The organism is Dyadobacter sp. LHD-138, from assembly GCF_030929615.1.
Taxonomy (GTDB): Bacteria; Bacteroidota; Bacteroidia; order Cytophagales; family Spirosomataceae; genus Dyadobacter.
Genome location: NZ_JAVFVU010000071.1, coordinates 1 through 13,807, shown reverse-complemented (window position 1 = coordinate 13,807; position 13,807 = coordinate 1). Strand labels below are relative to the sequence as shown.

General features: G+C 43.5%; 12 protein-coding genes. 9 read left to right on the top strand and 3 right to left on the bottom strand.

Going from position 1 to position 13,807, the window contains the following annotated elements:
- Positions 1-176 precede the first annotated feature (176 nt).
- Together RB622_RS29430 and RB622_RS29425 are read right to left on the bottom strand one after the other, a co-directional pair.
- Positions 177-377, bottom strand: a complete 201-nt coding sequence (locus RB622_RS29430) for a hypothetical protein (protein WP_308050415.1) — start codon at positions 375-377, stop codon at positions 177-179.
- Between the two features lie 285 nt (positions 378-662).
- Positions 663-3,107 (bottom strand): ribonucleoside-diphosphate reductase subunit alpha, encoded by a 2,445-nt coding sequence (locus RB622_RS29425; RefSeq protein ID WP_308050414.1) that lies wholly within the window; start codon positions 3,105-3,107, stop codon positions 663-665.
- A gap of 453 nt (positions 3,108-3,560) precedes the next feature.
- On the opposite strand from RB622_RS29425, the gene RB622_RS29420 reads away from it, so the two are divergent.
- A complete protein-coding gene (locus RB622_RS29420; RefSeq protein WP_308050413.1) occupies positions 3,561-4,475 on the top strand; it encodes a sugar phosphate isomerase/epimerase family protein in 915 nt (304 codons plus the stop codon).
- Positions 4,476-4,561: 86 nt separating this feature from the next.
- On the opposite strand, the gene RB622_RS29415 is transcribed toward RB622_RS29420, so the two are convergent.
- A complete protein-coding gene (locus RB622_RS29415) occupies positions 4,562-6,925 on the bottom strand; it encodes a GH92 family glycosyl hydrolase (protein ID WP_308050412.1) in 2,364 nt (787 codons plus the stop codon).
- A 294-nt stretch (positions 6,926-7,219) separates the two neighbouring features.
- Between RB622_RS29415 and RB622_RS29410 the strand changes: the two genes are divergently transcribed.
- The 8 genes from RB622_RS29410 to RB622_RS29375 all read left to right on the top strand — a co-directional run.
- Positions 7,220-7,948 carry a GntR family transcriptional regulator gene (locus tag RB622_RS29410; protein WP_308050411.1) on the top strand — a complete coding sequence of 243 codons (729 nt, stop codon included), beginning with the start codon at positions 7,220-7,222 and terminating at the stop codon, positions 7,946-7,948.
- A gap of 211 nt (positions 7,949-8,159) precedes the next feature.
- Entirely contained in the window at positions 8,160-8,420 is a 261-nt protein-coding gene (locus RB622_RS29405; protein WP_090337802.1) for a type B 50S ribosomal protein L31, read from the top strand.
- Between the two features lie 120 nt (positions 8,421-8,540).
- A complete protein-coding gene (locus RB622_RS29400) occupies positions 8,541-9,731 on the top strand; it encodes a putative sugar nucleotidyl transferase (protein ID WP_308050410.1) in 1,191 nt (396 codons plus the stop codon).
- 38 nt (positions 9,732-9,769) lie between these two features.
- On the top strand, positions 9,770-10,888 hold the full coding sequence (locus RB622_RS29395) for a DNA polymerase III subunit delta' C-terminal domain-containing protein (RefSeq protein ID WP_308050409.1): 1,119 nt from the start codon (positions 9,770-9,772) through the stop codon (positions 10,886-10,888).
- Entirely contained in the window at positions 10,885-11,376 is a 492-nt protein-coding gene (locus RB622_RS29390; protein WP_308050408.1) for a RimK/LysX family protein, read from the top strand. The genes RB622_RS29395 and RB622_RS29390 overlap by 4 nt, the downstream gene beginning before the upstream one ends.
- Positions 11,377-11,382: 6 nt before the next feature.
- The gene (rimK, locus tag RB622_RS29385) at positions 11,383-12,285 is read left to right on the top strand and encodes a 30S ribosomal protein S6--L-glutamate ligase (RefSeq protein ID WP_308050407.1); all 903 of its coding nucleotides are present in this window, start codon (positions 11,383-11,385) and stop codon (positions 12,283-12,285) included.
- A 167-nt stretch (positions 12,286-12,452) separates the two neighbouring features.
- Complete coding sequence (gene hemC, locus RB622_RS29380; protein WP_308050405.1) at positions 12,453-13,385, top strand: hydroxymethylbilane synthase; 933 nt, start codon at positions 12,453-12,455, stop codon at positions 13,383-13,385.
- Positions 13,386-13,592: 207 nt separating this feature from the next.
- The coding region (locus RB622_RS29375) for a transposase (protein ID WP_308050404.1) at positions 13,593-13,807 on the top strand (215 nt) is incomplete at its 3' end.

Sequence of the window (13,807 nt, the reverse complement as noted above, 5' to 3'; positions counted from 1 at the left end):
TACCTATATATAAGAAGAATAATGACTGCATCCAGCCGGGTGTTCCCGGATCATGCATAGAAGGCTCCTAAGGAGCCGCAGAAAAAATAGCGTCAATTTCCAAAGCTAGAAACAGGGAGTGATTAACGAGATGGCGAATATATTATCAAATAAGATCAACAAACTTAAACACCCGCCTAAGAATCCTTTTCCCGTTTAGCCAAAATCCGTTTACTGATATAGTGATCCGCTATCATCACCATGAAAAGCATTAACCCGATTCCCATAATATTTTTACTGTGCGACCAGTTTTGATATGAGCTAAGCGCTCCAATCAGCAAAAGGAAGATCGTAACCAACATTAGTACTGCGCGAAGAACGGTTTTATATGTTTTCATAGGCTTATTTATCTCTTAATCCAATACGCTGTTTTTATGCTGCGTAATATCATGGTAAAACATTATGCGCTCAAAATCCGATGACACCGGGACATAGTCGGAGAGCAGGTCCAACAAATAGCTACGCCGAACCGCACTTCAGCAACGAATTACACCTGCAACAGATTATACCCTACAACGCAATCCTAAACATTTCTCTATATGCGCACATCCTTTGTATAAGCAAACAGGCTCCAGCTTAAAAGCTGAAGCCTGTTTGCTTATACTTTTATTCCCGGTTTCCAATCAAGACCCGCACGCTTCACATCCTTCCGGATCGTCCAAGGAGCATTGCATATCCGAACGACTGTCACGCGGTGCAGCCGGCTTGGTATGATCTTCCGCATATTGTACGTAATTCAATTCCTTTTCCGCAACCACTTCGGTAGCTGGCTCGATTTGTGCTTCAGCTTGTTTGCCCAATGTAAACTGAACCGGAGCAGAAGCAGCACGTGTCCGTAAATAATACATACCGGTTTTCAATCCTTTTTTCCAGGCGTGGAAATGCATCGATGTCAATTTTCCAAAATTAGGTTCTTCCAGGAAGATATTCAAAGACTGCGACTGGCAAATATAAGCCCCACGATCAGCAGACATATCCAGGATGCTGCGCTGCTTAATTTCCCATGCCGTTTTATAAAGATCTTTGATGTTCTGCGGGATATTTGGAATGGCCTGAACCGAACCGCTGGCACGTACCAGGTTGTTTTTCATTTCTTCATTCCATAACCCAAGCTTCACCAGGTCTTTCAACAAATACTTGTTGACCACAACAAATTCTCCCGAAAGAACACGTCTTACATATATATTGGATGTAAATGGTTCAAAACATTCATTGTTGCCTAAAATCTGACTTGTAGAAGCTGTTGGCATAGGCGCAAGTAATAATGAGTTACGCACACCATTCTGAATAACTTCTTTGCGCAGCTTATCCCAATTCCAATTTTGGCTCTCAGGCGTTACATTCCACATATCAAACTGGAATATCCCCTGTGAGATCGGGCTTCCTTCCCAGCTTGCGTAAGGACCATGAAGTTTTGCCAGCTCCATGGAAGCTTCCATCGCTCCGAAATAAATGGTTTCGAAGATATCTTTATTTAATTGACGCGCCTCATCAGAATCAAAAGGCATACGCATCATGCAGAATGCATCCGCCAGACCTTGAATCCCGATACCGATCGGGCGGTGTCTTTTATTGCTTTTCTCAGCTTCCGGAACAGGATAATAATTAAGATCAATAATCTTATTCAGGTTGCGGGTGATCACTTTCGTGATCTCATATAATTTCTGGTGATCAAAACGATAATAACCGTCTTCTTTCATCTCCACAAATTTTGGCAATGCAATCGAAGCCAGGTTACACACCGCTACTTCATCAGGCGCAGTATACTCCATGATTTCCGTACACAGGTTGGACGACTTAATTGTCCCCAGATTCTTCTGGTTTGATTTTGAGTTCGCGTGATCTTTGTACAACATATAAGGTGTACCCGTTTCAATCTGCGATTCAAGAATGGCAAACCACAGATCCTGCGCTTTTATCGTTTTACGGGCTCTGCCTTCCAGTTCATACTGCTCGTACAATTTTTCAAATTCCGCGCTATGCGTATCAGCCAGTCCCGGGCATTCATGCGGACAGAATAGTGACCACGTATCATTAGCCTCCACCCGTTTCATAAACAAATCCGGAATCCACATCGCATAGAAAAGATCGCGTGCCCGTTGCTCTTCCTTACCGTGATTTTTCCTCAAATCAAGAAAATCGAAAACATCGGCATGCCAGGGTTCCATATATATAGCAAAGGAACCTTTACGCTTTCCGCCGCCCTGGTCTACATAACGGGCTGTATCATTAAATACGCGAAGCATCGGCACAATACCGTTGGACATTCCATTGGTCCCTTTAATATAAGTACCGGTCGCACGTACATTATGTATGCTCAAACCAATACCGCCAGCCGACTGCGAGATCAGCGCACATTGTTTCAGTGTATCATAAATCCCATTGATGCTATCCTCTTTCATCGTTAATAAGAAACAGGAAGACATCTGTGGCTTGGGCGTACCCGCATTAAACAAGGTAGGCGTGGCATGGGTGAACCATTTCTCAGAAAGCAAATGGTACGTTTCAATAGCTGCCTGCACATCGTCCTGGTGGATACCGATCGCAACACGCATCAGCATTTGTTGCGGACGTTCTACAATTTTTCCATCAACTTTAAGTAGATAAGATTTTTCCAGGGTTTTGTAGCCAAAGTAATCATAGGCATAATCCCGGTCGTATATAATGGTAGAATCAAGCAAAGATGCATGCTGGCGGATCACCTCGTAAACTTCCTTGGAAATCAACGAAGCATTTTCGCCGGTTTTATCATCTATATAAGTATAAAGACGTTTCATTGTAGCCGAAAACGACTTCAATGTGTTTTTATGGAGATTTGAGATCGCAATCCGGGCCGCCAAAATCGCATAGTCGGGATGCTTGGTAGTCATCGAAGCGGCTGTTTCAGCAGCGAGGTTATCCAGTTCGGCGGTGGTTACACCATCATAAATACCGGATACTACCTTTTTGGCTACCTCTATGGGCTGAATGTAATTGTTATCAAGGCCATAGCTCAGTTTCTCAATACGGGCAGTCACTTTGTCGAATTTTACCGACTCACGGCGACCGTCACGCTTTATAACGTACATAGACATGTCAATTTTTTTTCTGAGGTGAAAGAGATTTAAAGTTGTTAATGATTCAAGGGAGGGAGAAATAAATTTCCATGAAATAACTGAAAATAAATCAAAAGTGCAACTGGTAATTTAACCTAAAAAATCGCTTTGTAAGGATAGTACAAATTATCAAATTGTTAATATTCTTAAAACAAGCCGGTTACCAATATGAAGGTATATTTGGTTTATAGAAAAATATTTTTCGTGTTTTTTCTATAAAATATTTGCACACTTTTTTTATATAAAATTATACAAATTCCAAAAATACATTATAATAATATCTGATATTCAATATATTACCGTAAAATAAATTATTGACAAAATTTTAAATTTGTAAACTTTTCTTTATTACGCCTATTTTTTATATACATATTATACCGATTCTTCCTTTCTAATAATACATATACTTTTAAAAAAATAACCGATATGGAGCAGCCATTTGAACCTCAGTCAAGAAGGACATTTTTGAAACAATCCGCCGGGATCTGCGCTGGTTTATCGCTGGGCACGGAAAGCCTTGTCAGGGCCGTTTCTCATGACGATTTCGGGGCCAGGTTTTCCCTGCCTCTGGGTGTCTATGCTTCCTACGAAAAAGCCGCGCTATTGAAAAATTATGGATGTTCCTATATTGAAGAATCTGTGGGTGGATTTCTGATTCCGAAAAACGGAGACATGCAATATGCCAAAAATCTCCAGCAGTTGCAATCGGACCAGTTCCCTATCCGTTCCTATGTGATCCTGCTGCCAGGCGAGCTGAAAACACTGGGCCCGGATGCTAACCATGAAGCCATTTTACAGCGCACCGACCTGGCGTTAAAAAGGGCAAAAGAGTGCGGTTCCAAGTATATCGTTTTTGGGAGCGGCACATCCCGGATTATCCCCGAAGGTTTTGATCGTGACAAAGCCAAGGAACAACATATAGCACTGAGTAAAAGAATGGCTCCGCTGGCAGAAAAACATGGTGTCACGATTGCACTGGAACCTTTAAACCGGGGTGAAACCAATTTTATTAACAGTTTATCGGAAGGCGTAGAAATTATCAATGCGGTGAATAGTCCGTCTTTTCAGCTGCTTTGTGATATATACCACATGCTAAAAGAAGATGAACCTGCCGACCAGATCGTCAGGTTTGGAAAACATATTGTGCATTGTCACATTGCCGAAAAACAAAACCGGACCCCGCCCGGCGTAGCAGGCGATGATTTCAGGCCATATCTGGCGGCTTTGAAAAAAATAAAATACAAGGGCGGGCTTTCCATTGAATGTTTCGTCTATCAGGATTTTGACAGCCAGTCCAAAAAAGGAATTGAAGTGCTTCAAAAACAGATCAGCGAAGTGTAACCGCTATCCGATTGTCGCCTTAACCAAAAAGCCCTTGTTTCCCGGATTAAATTCTCCGGGAAACAGGGGCTTTTCTGTCATTATCATTATTGCTCGGAAGGCGGCGCTGTCTTGCCCCAGTTTTCGTTGGGCTGATTGCCCATGGTCAGAATCAACTTTCCGCCTTTCATCAATTCATCACGATAAAGCCAGCAATTGTCTAAAACCTTATCATTAAATCGGGCCGACTGGATATATACATTTTCCTTCGAATTATGCTTCGTTTCAATGACCAGATTTTTACCATTACCCAACCGGATTGCTGCTTTATCAAAAACAGGGCTTCCCAGCTCGATAACCGGTCTTAGATCCGTCAGGCCTTTTACATCAAACAAACCCAGTGACGCCATGACATACCAGGCGCCCAGCTGGCCCTGATCCTCGTCCTGCCCGTAACCATAACCGTGAATACTTTCCGTGCCATAAAACTCGTCACAGATCGCCCGTGTCCACTTTTGCGTCAACCATGGTTTACCGGAAAAATTAAAAAGCCAGCTGACATGAAGATTGGGCTGGTTGCCATGATTGTACAACGACTTAATCCCAGCAAAGGCATCGATCTCCTTTCCTCCTCCGAAACCGCTTTTTTGAGCCGTTTCAAAAATACTGTTCAGTTTTTCATTAAAGACTGGTTTCCCCGTTGCTTCTATTAACCCGGCCGGATTGTGCGGAACATAAAAAGTATATTGTATCGCATTGCCTTCCTGAAATCCTCTCCAGGGCTCCGTAGCATCAAATTTATCGATGAAGTTGCCCTCGGCATCTTTCGGATGTATCACTTTTTCAATCGGATCGAAAAGCAATTTCCAGCCTTCTGAATATTTAATCAGTTTCTGATAATCGTCCTTTTTACCCAGCGATTTGGCCATTTGTGCAGCCGCAAACGAGCTAAAACTATATTCCAGGGTATGTGATGCCGAAAAATGCGACCCGGTTGAATCCGTTATATTCTTTACCAGATAGGGCGAATAGCCATATTTAATAAACGCCGACAGATCCATTTTCCCCGATCCTTCCAGCCTGTTTTTGTACGACAGTTCATTATTTTTCACCGCCTCATACGCAAGTTTTGTATCATAATCCCTGATTCCCGACGCATAAGCGCCCGCTATGGCTAGCCCAACCATGTTGGTACCAACGCCGGAAACAAAGCTGCCATTGACAACACCATCCGCAAACCATCCTCTTGCTTTGTAAATTTCCAACTGCGACTGGACATAATTGGTGTAATGCTGCGGATAAGAAAGCGCCCACAACTGGGTAATGTTCCAGTATGCGCCCCAGATCGCATCGGTATTATAAATGCTGTAACTGAAATTTCCGTTTTTATCCTTGGGCAGCTTCCCAATCGAGCCATCATGTTTTGGAAAAGAGCCATTGATATCACTGGCTGTGCCTCTTCCCAGGAGGGCGTGATACAAACCGGTATAAAATTTAATCTTATCTTTTTGAGTACTTCCCTCCACATACAACTTGCTCAATTCGGTTTCCCAGGTATTCCGGGCATCGGTTTGCGCCTGTTTAAAAGAAATATTTTTGGCCTCGGCCATCAGATTTTCTTTTGCATTGGCAACGGAAGTATAGGATAATCCCACCTTCATTTCGATTACTTCCCCGGCAGTTGTTTGATATTCAAGATACAACCCTGCCCCTTTTCCCTTCGCAGCGTTCGATTTGGGCTGAATACCGCTGGCCGTAAAAGATCCTACATGCACCGGCTTTTTGCTGATTTCCCCCGAGATATACATGGAAACCTGGCCCTGCGGATCATACGTTTTTACATATTTAGGGTAAGTGGTCACAAATCCTTCAAAATGCGTGGCGTCGGTCATCCTGATTTCCGCATCGCGTACCGCACCGCTTTCCCCCTGCTCATTTCCAATATCGAGCAGGATTCTGGATTCCTTATTTGCGGGGAAGGTATACCGGTGAAATCCCACATGTTTGGTTGCCGTAAGTTCAGCCGTGATCTGATAATCATCCAGCAAGACTTTGTAATAACCCGGCTCGGCTATTTCATTTTTTTTATCAAATCCCGACCGATAGCCCTCTTCCTTCCGTTCCAGATCACCCGGTTTTATCCTTAAAGGACCGGTTGCAGGCATAAAACTAATACCACCGACCTGCCATTCATGAAAATGGACAAAGCCTTCAATGGAGGTATGGCGGGTATCATAACCGACAGCTTCCCAACCGGATGGATTTCCATAGTGCCCATTCGTGGAAGGCGCGAGTTTGGCCATTCCATAGGGTACGGCAGCCGGTGTGTAGAAAAACCATCGGCTGTGTGCGGTGCCTAATTTAGGATCAACATATTTAAATACACTGTCTCTTGCACTGCCGGCAAAGACCGAAGTCAGGACAGACAGTCCAATAAGACCACCGCTGAACATCTTTCGTAATACGTTCATTTACAATTATTAAGATTGATTTATTTCCTTATTGCCAGCAGCTACTTATTGATTTTTATAATAAGCTATTAATCAGTCCAGTTACTGAGCTAATCGCATATAGCTAATTACCAGCAGCTATTTATGTTATAATGTACAAACATATTAATAATTAGAATATTCTGAAATATAATTTCATTATTTATTTAAAAAACATAAAGAATTACATTTACTACCCCGCTAAAACAATATGTATCAACAAATCAAACGGGAAAATTTCTTACTATTGTACCAATAACCGCTCGCAAAAGTTAGATGAAGTACTCTATTGACCACAAAAGTCCGATACCGTTGCATGCCCAGGCGGAAACGCTCCTGAGACAGTTAATCACTGAGGAGCAGTATCAAAACGGCATGGTATTACCCAATGAAGTTGATCTTGCAAAACAATTGGCCATATCCCGGACAACGTTAAGGCAAGCCATAAATAAATTAGTATTTGAAGGCCTTCTGATCCGGAAAAAGAGAACAGGCACCAGGGTTTCCAGTGCCGCTGTAAGTTCAAAATCGAATAACTGGCTTAGTTTTTCTCAGGAAATGAAGCTGAGAGGCGTACCCATCAAAAATTTTGAACTGCATGTAACCTGGGTACTGCCCGAGGAATCGCTTGCCAACTTTTTCGAAATAAAAACAGACCGGAAAGTATTAAAAATGGAAAGGGTCCGAGGAAAACCCGACGAACCATTTGTCTATTTTGCCTCTTATTTTCATCCCAGGGTTGGTTTAACAGGTGACGAAGATTTCAAACGGCCACTTTACGAGTTGCTGGAAAATGACTATTCTGTGATTGCGACGCTATCGAAAGAGGAAATCAGCGCAAAAGCAGCCGACGCTTTCATTGCCTCCAAGCTCAAAATACCCATCGGGAGCCCGGTTTTGCTCAGAAAAAGATTCGTTTTTGATCAGGGCGAAAGGCCGATCGAGTACAATGTGGGCTATTATAAGGCCGACAGCTTTATCTATACCGTAGAAAGTACGCGTTAATTTATCGTTTTGCGTGATTTTGGCGGATCCAAAAAAGATCTGACGCCGGGTCGCTGTTTTCTGCCAATAAGTCAAAAGTATTGCAACGTAAAACACATTGACAATCAATTTATTAAAATATTGTATAAGATTATTTGCTCCGTCGGTTTATAATAATTACTTTTGCAATCCTTTTTGAGAATTGTATCGAAACACATAATTGCATATACAAATGAAAAATGATATTCATCCCAATTACAGAGAAGTAGTATTCTGGGATTTATCCAGCGATTTTAAATTTATTACACGCTCGACAATCGAAACCAGCGAAAACATTACCTGGGAAGATGGAACGGTTTATCCTGTATACAAAGTCGAGGTTTCTTCTAAGTCTCACCCATTCTACACAGGTAAAAATGTACTTGTAGATACAGCAGGACGTGTTGATAAATTCAGAAAACGTTACGGTACAAAAGAAACTACTGAAGCTTAATTTTTACAAGTTAAGGTCTTCAAGAAAGCAGTCTCAAAGCGAAAGCGATCAGAGACTGCTTTCTTTTTTGTCCGAACCAAAAAAATGGCCGAACTTTGACGATACATACATAAACACGATATGCGTAGTATCATCTTATTCGACGATCCAAAACTTCGATTACAATTATTACCGTTTACATACACACGCCCCATCGCCGGAATCCGCTGCGGTATCCGGACCATCGCTGAAAAATGGAATGACTGGCTGCAATCCCCTGTTTCCTATCAAACGGATGATTATCTGAGCCTGCGGTTTCCAGCCCTGGCATCAGAAGATTCCATTTATATCAACGGAGCAATTTGCCCGGATGCTTTACTGGTAAACGCCATTGAAAATCTGCCCGGCGAATCGGCCCTGATCTCTCCTGAAAATGAAATCCTGGCAATAAGGAGCTCCGCCCGGGATTGGAAACCGGCGCATACGGCTGCACATTGCAAGCGTATTACGTACGCGGAACCGGTCGTTATGATCCGGCATAGCTGGGATATTTTCACCCAGAACGGCGCACAGATCAAGCTGGATTTCGAAAGAATAAAAAGTACACGGCAATCCGCCAAACTTACTGATCCATTCACCCACTGTTATAACCCTGAAAATATTTTTATTGAAGAAGGGGCAGTCATTAAAGCTTCGGTTTTAAATGCTGAGAACGGACCAATTTATATCGGACGCAATGCGTTGATACAGGAAGGCTCATTAATCCAGGGGCCTTTTGCCATTGGCGACAGTTCTGTCCTGGCGCAGGGCACAAAAATCAGGCCTAATACCACTGTCGGACCGTTTTGTAAACTGGGTGGCGAAGTCAGCAACAGTGTGTTATTTGGGTACAGCAACAAGGGCCACGACGGTTATCTGGGTAATTCGGTATTGGGTGAATGGTGTAACCTTGGCGCCAATACCAATAATTCAAACCTTAAAAACGACCATACACCGGTGAAACTGCATAGTTATGTGACAGGCCAACCGGAAAGTACGGGTTTGCTTTTTTGCGGGTTGTTCATGGGCGATTATTCCAAGGCGGGGATTTCAACCATGTTTAACACCGGTACAGTCGTCGGTGTTAATGTCAATGTTTTCGGCGCGGGTTTCCAATCCAAACACATCCCCTCCTATTCGTGGGGCGGCAATACTGAAGGATTTACGGAGTACCGGTTTGAAAAAGCCATGGCCGTTGCCAAAGACACGGTCAATCGCCGTGGTATGACCTTTGATGAAACCGACGAAAAAATACTGCGCGCGGTGTTTGAACAAACGCAAAGCCAGCGATAATTATCATACATTAAGAATATAGATTAACCCAAACCACTGTGCTTTTTAGAGATATCCCGGGACTGGAACATATAAAATCAACACTGAGACGATCGGTGCAAACGAGCCATCTGGCCCATGCACTGCTTTTCGACGGTGCCAGCGGAGGCGGAGGTCTTGCTTTGGCGCTCGCGTTTTCCACCTATATCAACTGTGAAAACCGAAGCGAGGAAGATGCATGCGGTGTTTGCGCCTCCTGTGCAAAAATGAGTAAATTAATCCACCCGGATTTTCATTCAATCTTTCCAATCGCAACGTCTAAAAAAGTAAGCGGTAATACCAGTGAAGCTTTTTTACCGCTTTGGCGTACTTTTTTACTGGACACACCATACCGGGTTCTTCCCGAGTGGCTGGACTTTATCAATGCAGAAAACAAGCAGGGCAACATTTCTGTGGAGGAAGCGCGGGGTATTCTAAAAAAACTTTCCGTTAAATCTTATGAGGGTGAATATAAAATTCTGTTAATATGGAAGCCCGAAATCATGAATGCCTCTTCCGCCAACGCGCTGTTGAAAATACTGGAAGAACCACCCTATAAAACGCTTTTCCTATTGGTTAGCGATCAGTCTGACCGGCTGTTGACTACCATCATCTCCCGTACGCAACGCGTGGCCGTCCCTGCTTTTTCCGATGACGAGGTGCGTTTGTTTTTGAAACAACAAGCTGTGAACGAGAGTATTGCAAATCAGGTTACCTACCTTTGCGACGGAAACCTGTCGGAAGCACTTCGGCTGATCCATGAAACATCGGATGACCGCTCGGCCTGGTTTGCAGAATGGATGCGTTATTGTTACAAATACGATGTGGCAAATCTGGTAAAACTGGCCGATTCCTTTGACGGGATGAACAAGGAAAAACAGAAAGGTCTATTTGAGTATGCGTTAAGACTTTTCCGTGACATGCTCGTCTGGAGCCAGGGCGCGGCAGAGCTGTTGCGGGTTCCCCAGGAAGAGCTTACATTCGTGCAAAATTTTTCCAAAGCAGTTAATTTCGATGCCTTGGAAAATATGGTTCAGGAAGTAAACGTTGCATATTACCATATCGAAAGAAACGTAAGAGCAAAAATGGTGTTTCTTGACCTTTCCTTAACTATTGCACCGTTTTTTCAACGTAGATGAAAAAAAAAATTGAGCTCATCGGGGCAACCGACATTGTGGATTTACCGGAACTTGCCTGGTACAACGTCCCGGTACGTGTTGACTCGGGCGCTACAACTTCTTCCATACATTGTGCCCGCGTCCGTCTCATCAAAGATGGAGATGCAACCAGGTTATGTTTTTACCTGGATGCAAAAAAAGGAGCACCACAGCAATCATTTTCCGTCAGCGAATTCAAGGAAACCATTGTCAGGAATTCTTCCGGTAAAGAAGAAAAAAGATATGTCATCAAGACACAGATCGTGCTTTTTGGCAGAAAAATACGTACAGAGTTTTCGCTGGCTAACCGTAAAAAAATGAGTTATCCGATCCTTTTGGGACGTAAATTACTGAAAGGCCGTTTCCTGATTGATGTGTCTCAAAAAGATCTTTCGGCCAGGCAAAGTGCTGAAAAAGCCAGACATAAAAGCCATGATCCGGAGGCCAACCCTACTCTTTTAATCCATTAGATTTATATGAAAATCGCCATATTATCCACCAATCCTGACCTTTACTCAACGAGGCGTCTGGTGGAGGCAATCAAACAGAAAGGTCACCAGGCCGTGGTTATCGACCACGTCAAGTGCTTTGTCATGATTGAAGGAGGAAAGCCAACTGTCATTTATAAAGGTAAACCTATAAAGGGTATTGATGCCGTAATCCCAAGAATTGGAACCTCGGTCAATGCTTTCGGCTGCGCAGTAGTGCGGCAGTTCGAACTAATGAAAATTTTCACGACTGTAAAGTCACAGGCGATATTACGTTCACGAGACAAACTGCGCAGTATGCAGGTGCTTGCGAAGTCTGGCGTGGATATTCCAAAAACCGTTTTTGCTAAAAACCCTGCACAGGTCAATGAGCTTATTCATATGGTTGGCGGTCCGCCCGTGATCATCAAATTACTGGAAGGTACGCAGGGTGTCGGTGTTGTGTTGGCGGAAACAACAAAAGCGGCAAAATCGACCATTGAAGCATTTTATGGGCTACGTGCCAATTTTCTTATCCAGGAATTTATCGCAGAATCCAAGGGAGCCGATATCCGCGCCTTTGTGATCGGCAATAAAGTGGTGGCGGCTATGAAACGCCAGGGCCACGAAGGTGATTTTCGCTCCAACCTGCATCGCGGCGGCGAAGGTTCCCTGGTAGAACTGACGCCCGAAGAAGAGCATACGGCCATTGCAGCCGCGAAAGCACTGGGCGTAAGAATCGCCGGTGTGGATCTTTTGCAATCGGAAAGAGGCCCCCTAGTCATGGAAGTAAATTCTTCCCCCGGATTGAAAGGAATTGAAGAAATCAGCGGGATCGATATTGCGTCCCTCATCGTTGCTTATATTGAGGAAAAAATCATTACGGATGAAGGTGACACCGTTGGGCTATAACCAAAAAAGTCTATGGACGATTGTACCCCGCGCTTGGTAACATTCCTTATCTTTGTAAATACAGATTCCGGCAGAAGTGCTTATTCAACCTTATTAATTTACAATCAACTCCCGAAGTCATTTCGGGCTAAAAATGCGCCTCATTTTTATTGAGCGCAATAGAAAACATGCATATTAAAATAGGAACACGTGGTAGTAAACTAGCCTTATGGCAGGCATATTATGTTGAAGAACTCCTTAAAAAAGGAGGCATTACCACGGAAATCGTCATTATAGAAACAAAGGGGGATAAAATCCTGGACCGTTCGTTATCCAAAATCGGCAGTAAAGGTGTATTTACGCAGGAGCTGGAAGATCAGCTAAGAAGCGGCGATATTGACATTGCCGTGCATAGTGCCAAAGATCTGCAATCACACCTGGACGATGATTTTGAAATTATCGCCTTTACCGAACGCGAGCGTGCCAATGACGTGCTCGTAAGCCATAACACAAATCTTTCTTTAACTAGCGGAGAGGCATTCGTTGTCGGCACTTCCTCGACGCGCAGGATTGCAGTGCTGAAACATTATTATCCGCACATCAGGACGGTGGATATGCGTGGTAATTTACAAACCCGTCTGCGTAAATTGGAAGAAGGCCAATGCGATGCATTACTGCTGGCCTATGCAGGCGTGCACCGCATGGAATATGACAATAAAATCGCTGAGCATTTATTGCTGGATGAATTTACACCGGCGGTAGGCCAGGGCAGTGTCGCCATTGAAAATGCAGTTTCCCTCGCTGACGAAAAGAAAGCCATCCTTAAAAAGCTGCTTAACCATGAGCCAACAGAAACCTGTCTGCGTGCTGAACGCGCTTTCCTGAAACGCCTTCAGGGCGGATGCAGTATTCCGGTATTTGCGCTGGCGATATTAAATCAGGAAGAAATAAATATTTCCGGAGGGATCATCAGCCTGGATGGCAAAGTACAGATCCGCCGCTCAGAAAGCGGCTCCACATCCTTTCCGGAAGAACTTGGTACTTTCCTGGCTGACGAACTGATATCGGATGGAGCCGACCAAATTCTCAAAGATATCCGCGCGCAGAACGCCACAGCCTAAAAGTTTGATTGATAAAAAGTAAAGAGGGTGTCTCAGAAAGGCATCCTCTTTTCTTGTTTTATATATTAATATATTTTACATTATGGTTCTAAAATTCTGACTTATTTTTTTGTCTATTTGCTTGATTTTTATATCTTTAGGTATAAATAATTATGAACAATGGCAGGAAAACAGCCTACTTTTAAACCATACAACTAGCAGCAAATCATGCTGTTACCACCCAGTTTGGAGGAGTTGGTTCCAAAATCTCACCCGGTTCGTGTTGTTAACGAGGTGATTAACAAAGTCAACCTGGGCCCTCTGAATTCAGCTTACAAAACAACAGGAGCTTCAAGTTATCACCCACAGATGCTGCTCAAAGTGTTGGTTTACGGGTATGTAAGTAATGTGTATTCCAGCCGAAAATTAGAAGCTGCCTGTAA